Source organism: Trichococcus sp. ES5, assembly GCF_900067165.1.
Classification (GTDB): domain Bacteria; phylum Bacillota; class Bacilli; order Lactobacillales; family Aerococcaceae; genus Trichococcus; species Trichococcus flocculiformis.
In genome coordinates this window covers 18,005-35,094 of sequence record NZ_FJND01000021.1, presented here as the reverse complement: position 1 = coordinate 35,094, position 17,090 = coordinate 18,005, and the positions used below count along the sequence as shown (strand labels likewise).

17 protein-coding genes and 1 rRNA gene are annotated in these 17,090 nt (G+C 46.3%); 7 read left to right on the top strand and 11 right to left on the bottom strand.

Annotation, left to right across the window (positions count from 1 at the left end):
- Positions 1-659 (bottom strand): 16S ribosomal RNA (locus TES5_RS12805); the annotation flags it as partial.
- 533 nt (positions 660-1,192) lie between these two features.
- On the opposite strand from TES5_RS12805, the gene TES5_RS12800 reads away from it, so the two are divergent.
- The 5 genes from TES5_RS12800 to mscL all read left to right on the top strand — a co-directional run bounded on the left by TES5_RS12800 (position 1,193) and on the right by mscL (position 6,147).
- Positions 1,193-2,038: a Cof-type HAD-IIB family hydrolase gene (locus TES5_RS12800; RefSeq protein ID WP_068562378.1), complete on the top strand. Its 846-nt coding sequence runs from the start codon at positions 1,193-1,195 to the stop codon at positions 2,036-2,038.
- Positions 2,039-2,357: 319 nt separating this feature from the next.
- A complete protein-coding gene (proB, locus tag TES5_RS12795; RefSeq protein ID WP_198143354.1) occupies positions 2,358-3,164 on the top strand; it encodes a glutamate 5-kinase in 807 nt (268 codons plus the stop codon).
- A 13-nt stretch (positions 3,165-3,177) separates the two neighbouring features.
- A complete protein-coding gene (locus tag TES5_RS12790; protein ID WP_068562376.1) occupies positions 3,178-4,428 on the top strand; it encodes a glutamate-5-semialdehyde dehydrogenase in 1,251 nt (416 codons plus the stop codon).
- A 104-nt stretch (positions 4,429-4,532) separates the two neighbouring features.
- Positions 4,533-5,663, top strand: coding sequence for an NAD(P)/FAD-dependent oxidoreductase (locus tag TES5_RS12785; protein WP_068562375.1), 1,131 nt, complete (start codon positions 4,533-4,535; stop codon positions 5,661-5,663).
- An 88-nt stretch (positions 5,664-5,751) separates the two neighbouring features.
- Positions 5,752-6,147 carry a large conductance mechanosensitive channel protein MscL gene (mscL, locus tag TES5_RS12780; RefSeq protein ID WP_068562374.1) on the top strand — a complete coding sequence of 132 codons (396 nt, stop codon included), beginning with the start codon at positions 5,752-5,754 and terminating at the stop codon, positions 6,145-6,147.
- 181 nt (positions 6,148-6,328) lie between these two features.
- Here mscL and TES5_RS12775 read toward each other — a convergent pair whose 3' ends face one another.
- From TES5_RS12775 to TES5_RS12735, 9 genes are all read right to left on the bottom strand, one after another.
- Positions 6,329-6,970 carry a bifunctional 4-hydroxy-2-oxoglutarate aldolase/2-dehydro-3-deoxy-phosphogluconate aldolase gene (locus TES5_RS12775; RefSeq protein ID WP_068562373.1) on the bottom strand — a complete coding sequence of 214 codons (642 nt, stop codon included), beginning with the start codon at positions 6,968-6,970 and terminating at the stop codon, positions 6,329-6,331.
- A 32-nt stretch (positions 6,971-7,002) separates the two neighbouring features.
- Entirely contained in the window at positions 7,003-8,070 is a 1,068-nt protein-coding gene (gene uxuA, locus TES5_RS12770) for a mannonate dehydratase (RefSeq protein ID WP_068562372.1), read from the bottom strand.
- Positions 8,071-8,099: 29 nt separating this feature from the next.
- Positions 8,100-8,546, bottom strand: a complete 447-nt coding sequence (locus tag TES5_RS12765; RefSeq protein ID WP_068562371.1) for a PTS sugar transporter subunit IIA — start codon at positions 8,544-8,546, stop codon at positions 8,100-8,102.
- A gap of 36 nt (positions 8,547-8,582) precedes the next feature.
- Positions 8,583-9,470: a hypothetical protein gene (locus TES5_RS12760; protein WP_068562370.1), complete on the bottom strand. Its 888-nt coding sequence runs from the start codon at positions 9,468-9,470 to the stop codon at positions 8,583-8,585.
- Between the two features lie 95 nt (positions 9,471-9,565).
- Positions 9,566-10,069 (bottom strand): PTS sugar transporter subunit IIB, encoded by a 504-nt coding sequence (locus TES5_RS12755; RefSeq protein ID WP_068562369.1) that lies wholly within the window; start codon positions 10,067-10,069, stop codon positions 9,566-9,568.
- A gap of 30 nt (positions 10,070-10,099) precedes the next feature.
- Positions 10,100-10,969, bottom strand: a complete 870-nt coding sequence (locus tag TES5_RS12750) for a PTS system mannose/fructose/sorbose family transporter subunit IID (protein ID WP_068562368.1) — start codon at positions 10,967-10,969, stop codon at positions 10,100-10,102.
- Between the two features lie 31 nt (positions 10,970-11,000).
- Positions 11,001-11,825, bottom strand: coding sequence for a PTS mannose/fructose/sorbose/N-acetylgalactosamine transporter subunit IIC (locus TES5_RS12745; RefSeq protein WP_068562367.1), 825 nt, complete (start codon positions 11,823-11,825; stop codon positions 11,001-11,003).
- 3 nt (positions 11,826-11,828) lie between these two features.
- On the bottom strand, positions 11,829-12,932 hold the full coding sequence (locus TES5_RS12740) for an iron-containing alcohol dehydrogenase family protein (protein WP_068562366.1): 1,104 nt from the start codon (positions 12,930-12,932) through the stop codon (positions 11,829-11,831).
- Between the two features lie 16 nt (positions 12,933-12,948).
- A complete protein-coding gene (locus TES5_RS12735) occupies positions 12,949-13,953 on the bottom strand; it encodes a D-isomer specific 2-hydroxyacid dehydrogenase family protein (RefSeq protein ID WP_068562365.1) in 1,005 nt (334 codons plus the stop codon).
- A 249-nt stretch (positions 13,954-14,202) separates the two neighbouring features.
- Between TES5_RS12735 and TES5_RS12730 the strand changes: the two genes are divergently transcribed.
- Positions 14,203-15,078 (top strand): MurR/RpiR family transcriptional regulator, encoded by an 876-nt coding sequence (locus tag TES5_RS12730; RefSeq protein WP_068562364.1) that lies wholly within the window; start codon positions 14,203-14,205, stop codon positions 15,076-15,078.
- A complete protein-coding gene (locus TES5_RS12725) occupies positions 15,078-15,968 on the top strand; it encodes an HAD family hydrolase (protein WP_068562363.1) in 891 nt (296 codons plus the stop codon). The genes TES5_RS12730 and TES5_RS12725 overlap by 1 nt, the downstream gene beginning before the upstream one ends.
- 83 nt (positions 15,969-16,051) lie before the next feature.
- Here the strand turns inward: TES5_RS12725 and TES5_RS12720 are convergent, their stop codons facing one another.
- The gene (locus tag TES5_RS12720; protein ID WP_083546556.1) at positions 16,052-17,074 is read right to left on the bottom strand and encodes a YdcF family protein; all 1,023 of its coding nucleotides are present in this window, start codon (positions 17,072-17,074) and stop codon (positions 16,052-16,054) included.
- Positions 17,075-17,090 lie beyond the last annotated feature (16 nt).

Sequence of the window (17,090 nt, the reverse complement as noted above, 5' to 3'; positions counted from 1 at the left end):
TTTCCAATGACCTTCCACGGTTGAGCCGTGGGCTTTCACATCAGACTTAAGGAACCGCCTGCGCTCGCTTTACGCCCAATAAATCCGGACAACGCTTGCCACCTACGTATTACCGCGGCTGCTGGCACGTAGTTAGCCGTGGCTTTCTGGTCAGATACCGTCAAGGCTGGAGCAGTTACTCTCCAACTTGTTCTTCTCTGACAACAGAGTTTTACGATCCGAAAACCTTCTTCACTCACGCGGCGTTGCTCCGTCAGACTTTCGTCCATTGCGGAAGATTCCCTACTGCTGCCTCCCGTAGGAGTTTGGGCCGTGTCTCAGTCCCAATGTGGCCGATCACCCTCTCAGGTCGGCTACGTATCATCGTCTTGGTGAGCCGTTACCTCACCAACTAACTAATACGCCGCGGGTCCATCCATAAGCGACAGCACAAAGGCCGTCTTTCCTTTCTCAATCATGCGATCTAGAAAACTATGCGGTATTAGCACCCGTTTCCGGATGTTATCCCCCTCTTATGGGCAGGTTACCCACGTGTTACTCACCCGTTCGCCACTATCTTCTCAGTGGAAGCAAGCTTCCGATAGAAAAGACCGTTCGACTTGCATGTATTAGGCACGCCGCCAGCGTTCGTCCTGAGCCAGGATCAAACTCTCATGTAATGTGGACTCTTGTACAGAAACCCTCATGAAAAGCTGAAAAGCTCTTAATTTCTTGCTGACTTTATGTTTGCAATACGATGTATCGCCTTCGTTTGCTTCGACCGAAGTCTAAGCTCCCTGCACATTTGGTTCGTTCATTCTTTGTTCAGTTTTCAAAGGTCAATCGCGCATCACGTATTACGTGATTGCTTATTCATAATATCACGGCTCCTGCTCTCCGTCAAGCCTTTTCTGAATTTTTTTCAGAAGTATTATCGGCTTGCAGATGCGTGGATCAGCAACTTTTATATAATATCACGCTCTAAATCGTCTGTCAACATTTTTTCAAATCATTTCAAAGCCGATTCTGGCGGACAACTTCTATATACTATCATCGCAGCCGCATGCTGTCAACGACTTTTTTAAGTTTCTTATAAAATTGTGGTTTTCATGTCAGCACACGGTTCCTCTGGCTAGCATTTTCAGGTGTTCCATTATATAGTAGAAATGAAAAACGGAGAGCCCCATCGGAGGGCAGAAAGCGAGAATTATAATTGGATAAAAAAATCATTTTTTTGGATATTGATGGCACTTTGGTGACGGATGACGGCTGGGTTCCCTCCTCCGCTGCGGACGCATGCAGACAGGCACGCTTGAATGGGCACGAAATTTATTTGTGCACCGGCCGCTCAAAACCGGAAATCTATGATTTCATCATGGAAATCGGCTTTGACGGCATCATCGGTGCTGGCGGCGGCTTTGTTGAACTGAATGACGGAATGCTTTACCATAAGACAGTCCCGGCCAGCGAAGTCAGACGGATGGTGGATTTCTTTGATCAGCATGGCGTTGATTTTTACTTGGAATCAAATGGCGGGCTGTTCGCCAGCAAGAATTTCCTGCCTCATGTGGAACGTTGCATTTACGGTGACATCGCCAATGATCCGGATGCCCGTAGACGTAAAGAAGAACAGCCGCATCCTTTCATCGAGGGATTGATCTACGGTGAAGAGGATCTGTATAAGACTGATGTCAATAAAGCCTGTTTCCTTCAGAGCGACAAACTTTCTTTCGCACAGATCAAGGCGGAATTCGAAAACGCCTTTGACACGATTCAGTGCACCGTCCCTCAGTTTGGGGATGACAGCGGTGAACTGATGGTACCAGGCGTACACAAAGCGACCGCAATTGAAGCGTTACTGACACATCTGAGCCTTCCCAAAGAGCGAACGATTGCAATCGGCGATGGCTTGAACGATTTGGAGATGTTCGACTATTGTGCGGTCGGGATCGCCATGGGGAATGCCAAGGAAGAACTGAAGGCTGTCGCGGATCATATCACAACTTCAGTGGACGATGATGGTCTCTATCAGGCATTCCGTACTTTCGGACTGGTCTGACTGCGTCAGCATAAAAGCTTATCCATTTCATAAAATAATCTTCACAGTTTCTTCATAATTGAGTTTTACTATGAGTGTAGGCCAATCACAAACAATCTTTTTCAATTTCTTTACTCCTCCAAAGTAAAGAGCAACTCCTTTAGGGCTGTCTGATAACTTCAGGCAGCTTTTTTTTGCTATTTCTTAATTTTTTCGCCATTCCATGATACTATATGAAGTAATACCTCGCTGGATGCGAGCTCTGCAACACATAAAAAAACTATTCTTTCTATAGAGGAAAAAAAATCAAATCGTAAACGGGGATGTGCATATGGAACCTATTCGCAACAAAATATTGGACTGCAAAAGGATCGTCATCAAAATCGGCACAAGTTCTTTGATGCTGGCGGACGGATCCGTAAACTACCAGACTATCGACCGACTTGCTTATGTCTTGACCGTTCTGCGCAATCAGGGGAAGGAAATCGTTTTGGTATCTTCCGGTGCGATCGGTGTCGGACTCAACCACCTGAACCTACCGCACCGTCCGAAATCCATACCCGAGCAACAGGCAGTCGCTTCCGTCGGTCAGGCCGAATTGATGAACCTCTACACCCGCTTTTTCTCGCACTATAACCAGATCGTCGGGCAAATACTCATGACTTTGGATATCGTTCAGTTCCCGGAAAGCCGCAGGAATGCCGTAAACGCCTTCGAACAGTTGTTGAAAATGGGCATCATCCCGATCGTAAACGAGAATGATGCTGTTTCTGTCGAAGAACTGGATCACCTGACAAAATTCGGAGATAACGACCGCCTTTCCGCAACGGTTGCGGAGATAATCTCCGCCGATCTGTTGATCATGCTGTCCGATGTACCTGGTTTTTACGATAAAAATCCAACGGCGCATCCAGATGCTGTGCTCTTCCACACCATCCATGCCGTCACTTCAAAGGAAATGGCTTTGGCTGGCGGGAACGGTTCGAAATTCGGGACCGGCGGCATGGCAACCAAATTGAAGGCTGCCAAACAAATACTGAAGAATAAGCAGCAGATGGTATTGACGCAAGCCACCGACCCGACCGTACTATTCGATATACTGGCTGGAAAAGAAATAGGAACCTATTTTGTGAGAGAAGATAAGTAGAGGAGGATATTCGATGAACAGTTTATTGCAAGAAATGGGCATTGCCGCAAAAGCCGCAGCCAACAGCCTGAGGAAAGCCTCAACCAAGCAAAAAAACGAGGGACTTTTGGCCATGGAAGCCGCCCTTTACACGCATCAAGATGCTATCTTGACCGCAAACGCGAAGGACATCGCAGCTGCCGCGGCCAATGGATTGCCGACGCCGATGATCGAACGTTTGACTTTGAATCCGCAACGGATCAAAGGGATGGCGGACAGTTTCAAGGAAATCGCCCAACTGCCTGATCCGGTCGGCTACGTCGAGGAAATGACGAAATCAGCCGATGGATTGATGATCGGCAAGCAGCGTGTTCCGCTTGGCGTTATCGGAATCATTTACGAATCGCGCCCAAACGTCACGGCGGATGCGAGTGCTCTTTGCTTTAAATCCGGGAATGCTGTCATCCTGCGCGGTGGAAAAGAGGCCTTGGAATCCAACAAAGCCATCATGACCGCATTGCAGTCCGGCCTCGCGGACGCCGGCTTCGCCAAGGAAACGCTGCAACTGATCCCTGATCCGTCCCGCGAATTGGCCAGCGAATTCATGAAAATGAATCGCTATCTGGATTGCCTGATCCCTCGTGGTGGAGCCGGCCTGATCCAGAACGTACTGAAAAACGCGACAGTGCCAGTCATCGAAACAGGCGTCGGAAATTGCCACTTGTACATCGATAAAGATGCCGAATTAGAAATGGCTACGCGCATTCTGGTGAATGCGAAATGTTCCCGCCCTTCCGTCTGCAATTCCATCGAGACGCTTGTTGTCCACGAAGCAATCGCGAATGCTTTTCTGCCTGTTTTCGCGGAAGCTTTGGCGCCTTATAAAGTGGAATTGCGCGGCGATGCGAAGACTTGCAGCATCCTGTCTGAAGCTGTTCCAGCAACAGAAGAAGATTTCGCTGCCGAATTCTCAGATTTCATTTTGGCAGTCAAAGTGGTTTCCTCCTATGACGATGCCATCGCGCATATCCAAAAATACAGCACAGGCCATTCCGAAGTGATCGTCACCGATCATTACCAAACGGCACAGAACTTCCTGAACGATATCGATTCAGCGGCAGTCTACATCAACGCCTCTTCTCGTTTCACGGACGGCGGTTGTTTCGGCTTCGGTGGAGAAATCGGCATCAGTACGCAAAAACTCCATGCCCGTGGACCGATGGGATTGAAGGAATTGACTTCCTATAAGTACATCATCTACGGTGAAGGCCAAATCAGGTCCTAAGAAGAATCCTCATCAAAAATATCGAGAGCCGGGACACCGTTCCCGGCTTTTTCTGTCCATCAGCAGCAAACACCGTCTTACAGAGAAAAGGAATGATTACACCAATGAAAAAGAAGATTGCAGTCATCGGTGGCGGCATCGTCGGCGCCACCGCAAGTTACTACTCGGCAAAAGCCGGCTACAGCGTCAGCGTGTTCGACAGCGGTACCGGCCAAGCAACAGCCGCAGCGGCAGGAATCATTTGCCCTTGGCTGTCCAGACGCCGCAACAAAAAGTGGTACCGCCTCGTCTCCGAAGGCGCGGCTTTTTATGACAAACTGATGGCCGACTTGGCTTCCGACGGCTTGGAGACGGATGCCTACGCACGTTGCGGCGCCCTGATCCTAGGACAATCCGTCGAATACCTCCAGGAGGTCCATGACCGTGCACTGGAACGTCGCAAGCAGGCACCTCTGATCGGGAACGTCGCTATCCTCAAAGGCACCGAAATCAAAAAAATCTTCCCGCCGCTCAGCAACGTCGAACAAGCCCTTTACGTGGGCGGCGGCGCCCGCGTGGACGGTCGGGAATTGACGAATACATTGCTGCAGGCGACAACCCGCTTCGGAGGCAGTATCCACAAAGGGACCGTTTCACTCTCCAAGGATAACGATGGCACCTTGTCCGTCTTGACACCGGACGGAAGACAGCAAAAATTCGATGCAGTCATCCTGGCGGCAGGCGCTTGGCTACCCGAGCTACTCCAGCCGCTCGGGTACACAGTCGACGTTCGCGGACAAAAAGGGCAGCTGGTTGTCCTCCAAACTGAAGACAGCGCTCTGCAGGACTGCCCGGTCATTATGCCTCAAGGTGAAATCGATCTGCTTCCGTTTGGCCAAGGGAAAACAGTCGTCGGCGCAAGCCATGAAACCGACAAAGGCTATGATCTACAGCCCGATGCTTCCATTACGGATCCGATGCTGGAACAAGCCTATGCTTGGCTCCCTGACCTAAAAGAAGCGCCCATCGCGGATATCCGTGTCGGTACGCGGGCCTACACCTCCGATTTCAGCCCCTTTTTCGGTAGTGTCCCGGGTCTGGATAACTGCTTCGCGGCAAGCGGTCTCGGCTCATCCGGGTTGACTTCCGGCCCATTGATCGGGTATTTGTTGACCGAACTGGTCCGTGAGCAACAAAGCACCTTGCCCCTCGAAGACTATCCGATTGACGCTTACATCAAACAGACGACTTGCTAAAAACACAGAAATATTATCCATTATACTCCGTATTTTTTGCCATTTCGCCGAACTTGAAATACACTTATATTAGATGGAGGTGAAAAATATGTGGAAAGAATTTAAAACATTCATCATGCGTGGGAATGTGCTTGATCTTGCCGTCGGGGTTGTCATCGGGGGTGCATTTACAGCAATCGTTAATTCATTAGTCAAAGATATCATTACACCGATCATCGTAGCCGTAACCGGCAACGCAGACTTGACAGGCCTCTCTTTCAAGATCGGCCAGGCAGACTTCACGTATGGTAATTTCCTGCAAGCCGTACTGAACTTCTTGCTGATTGCCCTTGTCCTCTTCATGATGATAAAGGTAATCAACAAACTCAAACGCAAAATGCCCGAGGAAGAACCCGTGGAAGTTGAAGCAGAAGTACCGGTTGTTGAACTTTATCTGAAAGAAATCCGTGATTTGATGGTTGATCAGAACAAAAAAGCCGAATAAGAGCGGAGTGAGCGTTGGATGATCGAGCATCCAACGTTTTTTTGTCCCAAAACAGACATGCAACAGTTTATCCAATCGATATGCAAAAATAGCCGTATGCGCGAAATGAATCACAACGCATACGGCTATTTTTTGCATTTCTGCCCAATACTCCTGAACATGCATTACCCAGCAACCAATTTTAAGCTCTGATTTTATCCACCAGTGTTTTCAGTATTTTATCGGCTGTCTTTCCATCATCTTTTTTGATGACTGCTTCAGAGATGATGAACGAGCCGCCTACCGCTACGATGTGGTCATTTTCGACATAGTCCATAAAATTGTCAGCGTTGATTCCGCCGGTCGGCAAGAATTTGACGTCATAGAAAGGACCACTCAAAGCGTTGATCGCTTTTAACCCTCCGTAAATATCTGCAGGGAAAAACTTCACAACCTTGATACCGAATTCCGTAGCCCGCTGGATATCTCCTGGCGTTGCCGTTCCAGGAAATACAGGGATATCCTGTCCGATACAGTACTCGATTACGTCCGGAACGATTGCTGGTGAAACAATGAATTTTGCGCCATTTTCAACCGCATCCTTCGCTTCTTTCAACGTCCGCACAGTGCCTGCGCCGACAATCAATTCTCCGGACTGGGCTAACTTCCTGATGGCATCCAAAGCTAAGTCACTTCGGAATGTCACTTCGATAAAACGCACTTCGTTCTTGATTAAAATCTCTTCCAACCGCTCCAGACAAGAAAGATCAGTCGCTGTATAAAGAGGCAACAATTTCGTTTCTTCGATTTGTCGATAGATTTCGTGTTCCATATTTGCTGGCATTTTCAACTCTCGCTTTCTGGCATCGCGGAAATTTATCCTTTTGCCTTCGTAATTGCTTCAAGCAATCCTTGCAGATACGTAATGCCCATCGCGCGGTCATACAATCCATAACCAGGCATTGCGACTTCGCCAAAAACAGTACGCCCGTGATCGGGACGGATAACTCCGTCAAATCCGACATCTACTAAAGCTTTCATGATGGCATACATATCCAAGGAGCCATCCGTGCTCAAATGTGCGGACTCCCTGAATTTACGCTCGCCTAAAAATTCGACATTGCGGAAGTGAACAAAGTTGATTTTGTTCCCGACTTCATGGATGATTTCAACCATATCATTGTTTGGTTCAGCTCCAAGGGAACCTGTGCAAAGCGTAAGTCCGTTGTATGGAGAATCAACAATGCTGAGGATTTTTTTCAGGTCTTCCAAATTCTTCGTGATGCGCGGGAAGCCAAAAAGTTCAAACGGCGGATCATCCGGGTGAATAGCCATCTTGACATCCATTTCCTCACAAACTGGAATGATTTTTTTCAAGAAATAACTTAAGTTTTCAAATAAGATTTCTTCCGTTACGCCTTCGTACATTTCTACCAATTTGCTGAATTTATTCAGACGCTCTTCTTCCCAACCAGGCAGGCTGAAGCCTTTCGATTGGCTGTGGATCAGTTTATACATATCAGCCGGTTCCATCTTGTCCACGACAGCTTGATCGTATACAAGCGAGAAGCTGCCATCTTTGTTTTCATAGAATAAGTCTGTCTTTGCCCAACCAAAAATCGGCTTGAAGCTGTAACAAATCATGCGAACATCGCATGCGGACAGGTTCTTGATTGTCGTAATGTAATTTTCAATGTATTGATCGCGTTCAGGTGTTCCTGCTTTGATTGCATCATGGATCGCTACACTTTCAATCCCCAATAATTCCAGACCGCCTTTTTCCACGGACTCTTTCAATTCTTGGATTTCAGAAACTTCCCATACATCTCCAGGCAACTTGTTCAATAACGTTCCCACAACTCCGTTTATTCCAGGAATTTGGCGAACATGATCCAACGGAATCGTGTCGCCCTTTTCTCCGTACCATCTAAATCCCCACTTCATTCAGCATTCCCCTTTTCCTTCTATTTTTCTTAAAAAGTATCGTCCTCTTCATCATCTTCTGTAACCATGGACACATGCCAATCGCTGATGCTGCTCTTCCCTTGCGCAATAATTGCTTTAGCGGCTTGATCAACCTGTGTTCCGATCAATTGATGGTTGATTGCTTCCAACAGCATCGGAAGGTTTACTCCGCCAATGATATGCACAGAATCTTGCAGTGGTTTCTCCAGACTATTCGTCACAAGCACCGATTGGTTATACGGGCTGGCGCTCACCAGATCCACCAACACAATAATCCCATCCCCTTGATCTACTTCATGGATGAATTCCTTAATTTTTGCGCCTAACGCCTGAACGTCATCTCCAAGATTCAAGTTCGCTGTTTTGATATTATTCGTCGGCCCAAAAATCACTTCCGCCGAATTTTTAAGTCCATCGCTTAACGTTCCATGTGTCGCAACGATAATCCCTAACATTAATAATCCTCCTTTGTTTTGGAGAATGCACAGCATTTATCTGCACAATTCCATAACTTTTGTGATATTTTCCATATTTAAATTCTTTTTGTTCAACTCCGATTTATCCAGATGAAATTGCGTTTTTTGCTCTTTTTCCGATATTTTTGCACTGAAGATATAATTGATTTTTTCGTCCGATGACTGATGATCAATACTCATTTCCGATAATTTCGCCTTAGAAATATCATTTCCGATGACATGCAGCGGTGCATCCGCACCTACGCAATCCAGATAAAATATCTTTGCTTTCTTATTTTTGGGCGTAAGCATTGCTTCGAGACCACTTTCACCAAAACTACCTTCATCCACAAAAGCAAAAGCTGTCTTCTCGTCTTTTACTTTTGTATCATTGATCATCGCCAACAAAGCCAAAACTGACGATGTATTCCGGACCACAGTTCTCCGATCAGGTAGTCCCTTAGTGATTTTTCCGAACAAGTAAAAATAGACGCCATATGCAAGAGCAATAAGTGCGGTACGAACAGAAATCAAGTCAGCCGTACCTGAAGCGTACCGCATATAAAGGAGCGTTCCTGCTATACCTGCCAGAAGCAATAACACGGAAGTGGCAACGATGAAACTGGTCGTCCGTTTTTCCTGTTCTTTTCGGTCAAATAAAACATAAGGACCAAAATGCTGAATCGGCGTATCATAATATGTGCAAATGATCTGATCCGCTTTTTCGATATCGCCAACGTAAACGTTCCTTGAAGCATACTTTTCGTGTCGATTGTACTCGATCACCTGCACATCTTCCCGCATCTCTGAAATATCCGCCACCAATGCCGAGAGAAACCGCCGTTTGCTTTTATCCGTGCGACGCACACGATAAAAGGACTGATATCGAAATAGCCAATCTTTAAATTTTTCATTTTGCTGCATAGTATTTGCCACCTATCATCTTGCTCACTATTTTCATGTTTGAGAAAAGCAGCTATTGCTGTTACTCAATAACTGCTTCCTCGCTCAGATTTATTTTATAACCCGAATTGCTTCAATACATCCGCTAAACTGGAGCTTGAAGAAGAGGGCGTTGCTTGGAAGTAGATGTTTTCGACACCATATTCTTCATTTAATTCTTTCAATCTCAGCGCATCTGCTTTGTTCAGATAAACCGATTTTGTAACCAGAATATCGTCATCGCCTTTTTTAGCGATTCCGCCGATATTCAGGTCCTTGATCGGAACACCATGTTTGACCAAGTTGTAGATGCCTGTCACTGTTTTTGTGATCAGGATAGCACTGTACTCTTTAAACTTGAACTCATCCCAATAAAATTTGCACTTTTCTTCCGTCATGATAATCGTTTTTTGTCCGGTACGGCTTCCCGCACTCTTGTATAAATCTTTCATGAATTTATCTTTGGCAACAACATCATCAACTACAAAAATCGAATTGACCCCGTCTCGTTGGGATAATGTCAACATGACTTGACCATGGATCAATCTTTCATCTACACGCGCTAAATTTACTACTCCCATTTTTCACACTTCCCTTTCTTAATGAACCTTTTATAGAATACCTATGCCTGCCAGAACAATCAGAATCAGCGTCAACCCTACTAACGCACGTGTTACTTTCAGACCTTTTTTGATGTAGTAGAAGTATACACCCAGAACAACAGCCAACGGCAACATGCCAGGCATGATCTTATCCAGCGTTTCCTGAAGGACAAATGGCCGTCCGGAGATTGCAAATTCTAAACTTGACGAAACTTTAACGTAATTTCCGGCTAAAATCCCCATCATGAACATACCCAGGATAGACAGCATTTCGATGACAGTCTGGATTCCAGCACTGTGCATCACACCAGTCGCATTTTTGCCTGTCTTGAATGCGCTTCGTGCAAAGAATACACCTAACAATACTTGGTAAAGAGCAAAAGCGACGAATGGGAATAAGGCGCCGATTGGGCTACCCATTTGTGCCCAAGGAACAGCGATGGCGATGAAAATGTATTGCACAGTCCCTGAGTCGATCGAATCACCGATCCCTGCCAAAGCGCCCATCAAACCAGCTTTCGTATTGTACATCAGATCGTCAGTCATGGTAACTTCTTCGCCGTTCACAACTTCTTTGGCGCGTTCTTGTTCCATCGAAGACATCAGCCCTGTGATGACGCCGCCACCCCATGAAAGTTGCGTATTGAAGAACAGCAATTGACGTTTGTAGGCAGCTCTCAATTGATCCTCATCTTTGTACAGTTTGCGCAGAATCGGCATCATCGCATAAAGCAGCGAAGGCGCCAGATAACGTTCGAATGAGTGGGGAATTTCGTTCGCAAAGTGCCAGCGTAAATAGGTTTTCGTAACATCTTTAGCGGTTATTTCTTCTGGTGCTAACTTGTTTTTTTCTTTAGCATCTAGATTAGCGTTTATCATTTTTTCATCTTCCTTTCAATTTGCCTGCTTTTTAGAAATCGTCATCATCGTCATCATCAAGAGAGGCACTGCCCGCGGAAGCAGGAGCTGCTTTTGTACCCTGTCCTTTAGCCAGTACGAAAATGGCTGCAATCAAAGCGCCGATGATGGCATAAGTTACCATTGTGATTGACAAGGAAGCCAACACAACGCTCATCAAGTAAGCTAACAGGAAGAAAACCATATAGTCTTTACGGCCGATGACATAAATCGTTGTTGCAATACCGATAGCCGCTAAACCGCCGCCGACAACTGTAAGGATGTGGAACACAACCGTACCTTCAAGAGCGGTGATGACATCAGCGATAACAGGTGCTCCGAAGTACAAAGCAATGAATACTAACGGCACAAACAAAAGGAAAGAAGCGATTGTCGGATAAAGGATGATCGATCTCACGATTCCGCCGTCATTCAAGTCTTCTACGGCTTTATCGGTGTATTTACCCAGAAACGTGTTGATGAAAAATCTGAATTGGTACAGATAAGCACCCAGTAAACCTACCGGAACAGCTACCGCTATCGCGGCTTCAGGCTGCAGGTTACCCATCAAAGCGACCGGAACCGCTATCGCTGCTGCGATTGCTGGTTCAGAAGGCATCGTTCCCCCTGGAGAGAAAACCCCCATATAAATTAGTTGGATCGCTGCTGTGATAATCATTGCTTGTTGAACATCCCCCATTACGATACCTGCGATCAAACCCGTCATCAACGGGGAAAAACGTAACGTTAATGTCGCTCCACCTAAAAATGCACGTGACATGACTGCCCCTACCCAAAGTGCAATCAGCAAACTTTGTATTGCGGTAATATTTTCCATTGCCTATACCTCCATATTTATGTATTTTTCTAAATCTATTATTGCTTTTTTCAAGATTGTTTCATTGATCGGGATCGGCAGCAAATGCACTTTTTCTTTTTTGTTGATCAATGCCACTATGTTGTCCAACGCTTCTTCCGATAATGGGTACTCGCCCATTTCCGTCAAAGACTTTGGTAGATGCAAGCTCTCGTACATCGGGATCAGCTCATCAATCACTTGCCATTTCCCTTCCAAGGCCAATTGATAAAAAATGCCATAAGCCACTTTTTCGCCATGCAAATAGTCATGGACTCCGGGCAAGTAAGCCGAAATCGCATCATGGATGGCATGAGCGGCAGTATTACGGGCATATTTGTCACCGAATCCGCCGACCAAACCTGCAACACCGAAGATGATTTCAGATACTTTGATAAACTCTGCCGATGCAACGCCAGTACGCATGTCTTCGATTGCCTTTAACCCGTCTTCAGCAATGACATCTTTGCAAATCCTTGCCGAATGCCGGGCAAGCATCAAAAAATTATTCGCTTCAAACTGCGGCTGTTCCAATATCATGTCGGATTCGTACCACTTCGCTAAGGTATCGGCAAGTCCGGCGATAAAGAATTTGATCGGGGCATCGACAACCAGCGCAGGATCAGTGATCAGAAAGGCTGCTTGTCTTTTGTAATGTTCTGTTTTGCCTTCAGCAAGCCCGTTGTCTTTGTACATGACAGATAACGGTGCCCATGGCGCACAATTGCTCGCCAATGTCGGAACGACCCCAAAAGGTTTTTTCGCAAGCGCTCCAACGTAGTACACTAAATCGCATAACTTTCCTCCACCGACACCGATGATGAAATCAAAGTTCCCCTCTTCGACTATCTTTGCCAACCTGTTTGCTTCATTGTAGCTGCATTCCCCGTTGTATTTTTCGTATTGGATTGTAAACTCCTCATCCAAAAAATCCAGATACGGTCTTGCCTTCTCCCATGAAACCGTTCCGTGGACCAACAACACCCGTTTCACACCGTATTCATTCAGTATGTCCGGGATCACTTCCATGGCACCCTGCCCGTATTTATAAAATTGCGGGCCGACTTTGACATTTACTGCTGTATTCATCTCTCGTTCCACTCCCTTATTTTGTGATGTAAGGACTGATCGGTTGCACTGCTCGTTGCGGCATCCTCCCTTCCACGATGGCTTCACAATCGGAAACACATTTGTCGCCCATCCCCTCCAAGCATTCCATCGTATAAGCAGATGTATGCGGTGTCACAATGATGTTCGCAAAATCCAGGAACGGATGGTCACTACGGCCCGGCTCCACCTCCAGAACATCGGTCGCGTATCCGCGCAGTTTTCCGCTCTCGATCGCTTCGATGATGTCCGATTCTTCAACAAGCGCCCCGCGAGCTGAGTTGGAGATGTAGATACCGTCCTTCATTTTCGCGATGGTTTCTTTTGAAATAAGGTGGTAATTCGTGTCATTCAGGCTTGCACAGAGGCAAATGACCTCGGCCCGCTCCAGCAGTTCATCCAACTCGACTTTCTTACCGCCGAAAATGTCGATTTCCAACGCGGTCTTGTTCGGATCGACTCCCAGCACTTCACATCTGAATCCATAATGTAGAATTTCAACTACTCGGCTACCGATATTACCGACACCGATTACGCCGACCGTTTTGCCGCAAAGACCGTTGCCGATGAACTTAGCCCGGTTTTCCCAGCGGTCTTTCTTGACTTCCGCTGCCGACTCGATCGTTCGCCGCATCAGTGCCAGCAAGTTGGTGACATTGTTTTCGGCTACAGCATCGCGCTCTATCAATGCCGGAACGATCGTCACTACGGTTCCATGCTCTTTGGCAGCTTCCAGATCGACATTGTTGAACCCGATTCCGTGACGCGCAATCAGCTTCAACTCATCTTTATGTTCGAAAAATTCCCTTGTGAAGAATGGCGTCACACTCGCGATGATGATGTTGTATCCTTGCAGAGCCTCCGCCAGTTCCTTTCCCGGTATCTCGCCGTCGAAATCGAAACGATCGACCGGTCCCAATTTTCCCACCCTTGCCAGATGCGCGTCAAACATTTTCCCGAAGCTGCTTGAATTTACGATTGCGATTTTGTTTTTTTCAGTCATCCTTTTTTGCTCCTCCACTCGCAAGACTTTATGTCCAACAAATCCATTCCGGATCGAAGTACCCACACAATATTAAGACTCATCTTACCAACCTCAAATACCGATGCTCAGTTCAAACCCTCGACTGTAATCGTTTTCTTTCTTTACACTCTGATTATAGTAAATAATTTTTACTTTGTAAAGGCTTAAAAAATAATATTTATTTATTTTTGTATTTATGCTATTCTATAGAAAAAGGAGGTGCTCATCATGGCAGAAAATTATATCCAAAAACTCTTAAAGCCGCATTATCCGGGTTTTTCAGCGACCGAAACAAAAATTGCCGACTATTTTGTGAGTTTGGGCATGAACATAGTGAACAAAACATTAGCCAACCTTTCCGAGGAAACAAAATTTTCCGAAGCGACAATTTTTAAATTCGTAAAAAAAATCGGATTCAAAGGATTTCAGGATTTCAAAATCAGTGTTGCTTCAAACTACCGTACGGCTGAAGAGCGCACCCGTCAATTGGCAGTTTTTACGGATATCAAGCCTTCGGATACGCCAACGGATATTTCTAAAAAAGTGATCCATTCCTCTCAGATCCTGCTGCAAAGTCTTATGAGCACACTGTCTGGCGAAACTCTGCAACAAGCGCTTGATATCATCATCCATTCAAAAGCACTCCACTTTTTTGGCCTGGGCGCCTCTGCCGTCACTGCTTTGGATGCCTATCACAAATTCTTGCGGACGGCTATCCCTGTAAATTATGTTTCAGATTATCACATGCAACTGATGCACACTTCCAAATTGACGGAGAATGATTGCGTCTTCCTTTTTTCACACTCGGGCAAGACAGCCGAAACAATCAGGCTGGCCGAAGTGGCTGCCCAAAACAACGCGAAAATAATTTGTCTGACCGGGAATCCGCCAGGCATTTTGAATCAATTGAGTGACGTCAGCATCGTAGTGGAAACGGAAGAATCCATTTTTCAGTCCGAGGCTCTTTCAGCTCGGTTGCTTTACCTCACGATTGTTGATATCATTTACCTGTCCTATATCTATCATGACGAGCACACAAATCTCCGCTCCATTGACACGATACGCCAGGTTCTTTCGACAACAAAAAAGGAAGTGGATAGATAATGCCCATCAAAGCAATCGTTTGCGATATGGACGGCACCTTATTGACTGCTGCCCATGACATCAGCCCCAAAACCCAAGAACTCCTTCTGACACTCCAGCAAAAAGGCATCACGCTGGTATTGGCAAGCGGGAGAAGTTACTTGCGTTTGATGCCGGATGCCCTGAAACTGAAGATGGATTCCCATCAAGGTTACTTGATCGACGTAAACGGCAGCTCCATTTATGATTGCACCTCTAAAGTCCGGGAAAGATTAGGGATAATGGATTCCGAGGACATCCGAAAAGTTACATCTGTCTTCCGTACATTCAATGTTGAGATCCAATTCTCCCAAGATGCCGGCCTGTACACCTACTTGCCGGATTCACTGTATGACCTGAAAAAGAGGATCCGCGGGGAAATGAGATTACCCGATGATTACCCTTGGGCCAGCGGCATGTACGGTTGGTTGTGCGATATGCGCGACGGCTATCCGGAACAAAAACTGATCCTTGATCTGAAGGAAGCACCAACTTCCTGCAACAAAATTTCGATCAGCCAGGACCCCCATTTTATGGAGGCTGTGACGCAATCCTTGCCTCACTTAGGTCTGCATGACGATTACGAGCTGGTCTTTTCTGACGAGAGGAAACTTGAGATCACCAAAAAAGGCATCAATAAAGGCAAAGCCTTGGATACCTTATTGGAAAAACTCGGCCTTTCCAATGAAGAAGTGGCTGTTTTTGGCGACAGCGAAAATGACATCTCCATGCTTTCCGGCAGACCCTACTCCTTCGCAATGGACAACGCGTTGCCCAAAGCCAAGAGCGTGGCAAACTATGCAACGCCTTCCAATGATGACGAAGGCGTCTATCATGGCTTGAAGCAATTGATTTCCGAAGGATTGCTTTAAACGAGCGAACATAAAAAAGCCGTATACCTTGCGAAATATCGCATGGTATACGGCTTTTTGCACCCAAATCGGCACTTATGATTTCACAAATAGATCCGCCACAATCCAAACACCAGCACGAGTGCCAGCAACAGCGTGTGTCCTTTTATCTGCATGAATACAACAGCGATGAATTCACGCAAAAACGCATACGGCAGAAAATAAAACGGCGTCCAGGCACCCAAACCGTCCGTATCCAATCCCACTCGGTGAGCGTAAAGACTGCTGCGGACAGTATGAAAATTATTCGTGATGAAGAGGCACTTGTACTTTTCTTTGTACGTATCCATGATGCCCTTCGAGTACAGCAAATTCTGATACGTATTAACGGACTTGTCTTCCTCAATGATTAGTTCTTCCGGGATACCTTTCGCAATCAGATAGCGTTTCATGGCATACGCTTCGGAAAAGGGTTCATCCACACCTTGCCCCCCGCTCACAATCATCCGGCAGGGCCGCTTCTGCGTATGCTCTGCCTGATTCCTAAAAAACCGGATTGCTCTGTCCAAGCGTTTCTCCAACAAAGGACTGATTCTTCCATCCGGCAGCAATCCTGCGCCCAAAACAATGATGAAATCTTTATCAAGGGAAACCGGAATGAGTCCGTAAAAGGTTGTCGCGACAAAAAATAAGATCAGTACTACCCCGAAATAGATAATGAAGTAGCTCATCAAGCGCATGAAGCGCCAAATCAGATAATGATGGAACACAAAATAGTTCAGCAGGAACAGCAGATCCATCAACAAAATGAAGATTCCCACCGCAAGCAGAAGCGCATAACGCTTAGCCCAGCCTTCTTTATTGATCAGCAACACGCCATTGAAGACAAGCGCCAGGCCAAAAAACAGGAAAGCAAACGGTGAAATCAAGCCAAACAAAACGCGAAATAGCATCACCGCGTAACGGATCCATACTATTTGGGGCGATTCATTGCCTTGCAGCATTCCTGCAAAGAGGGACAGCACCGCCGCAACCAGCAAGTAGCTTTGGAATTGTCGACTTTTCCCCATCAACCGGAGCATCAGGATCCCGCCGAACGAGCATATACTCAATAAATAGAACAGCAACGGTCATCCCTCCTGT

Excerpts from the sequence above, each read along its gene's own strand:
- TES5_RS12790 (WP_068562376.1), top strand. The coding sequence starts at position 3,178 with ATGAACAGTTTATTGCAAGAAATGGGCATTGCCGCAAAAGCCGCAGCC.
- TES5_RS12785 (WP_068562375.1), top strand. The coding sequence starts at position 4,533 with ATGAAAAAGAAGATTGCAGTCATCGGTGGCGGCATCGTCGGCGCCACC.
- mscL (WP_068562374.1), top strand. The coding sequence starts at position 5,752 with ATGTGGAAAGAATTTAAAACATTCATCATGCGTGGGAATGTGCTTGAT.
- TES5_RS12775 (WP_068562373.1), bottom strand. The coding sequence starts at position 6,970 with ATGCCAGCAAATATGGAACACGAAATCTATCGACAAATCGAAGAAACG.
- uxuA (WP_068562372.1), bottom strand. The coding sequence starts at position 8,070 with ATGAAGTGGGGATTTAGATGGTACGGAGAAAAGGGCGACACGATTCCG.
- TES5_RS12765 (WP_068562371.1), bottom strand. The coding sequence starts at position 8,546 with ATGTTAGGGATTATCGTTGCGACACATGGAACGTTAAGCGATGGACTT.
- TES5_RS12760 (WP_068562370.1), bottom strand. The coding sequence starts at position 9,470 with ATGCAGCAAAATGAAAAATTTAAAGATTGGCTATTTCGATATCAGTCC.
- TES5_RS12755 (WP_068562369.1), bottom strand. The coding sequence starts at position 10,069 with ATGGGAGTAGTAAATTTAGCGCGTGTAGATGAAAGATTGATCCATGGT.
- TES5_RS12750 (WP_068562368.1), bottom strand. The coding sequence starts at position 10,969 with ATGATAAACGCTAATCTAGATGCTAAAGAAAAAAACAAGTTAGCACCA.
- TES5_RS12745 (WP_068562367.1), bottom strand. The coding sequence starts at position 11,825 with ATGGAAAATATTACCGCAATACAAAGTTTGCTGATTGCACTTTGGGTA.
- TES5_RS12740 (WP_068562366.1), bottom strand. The coding sequence starts at position 12,932 with ATGAATACAGCAGTAAATGTCAAAGTCGGCCCGCAATTTTATAAATAC.
- TES5_RS12735 (WP_068562365.1), bottom strand. The coding sequence starts at position 13,953 with ATGACTGAAAAAAACAAAATCGCAATCGTAAATTCAAGCAGCTTCGGG.
- TES5_RS12730 (WP_068562364.1), top strand. The coding sequence starts at position 14,203 with ATGGCAGAAAATTATATCCAAAAACTCTTAAAGCCGCATTATCCGGGT.
- TES5_RS12725 (WP_068562363.1), top strand. The coding sequence starts at position 15,078 with ATGCCCATCAAAGCAATCGTTTGCGATATGGACGGCACCTTATTGACT.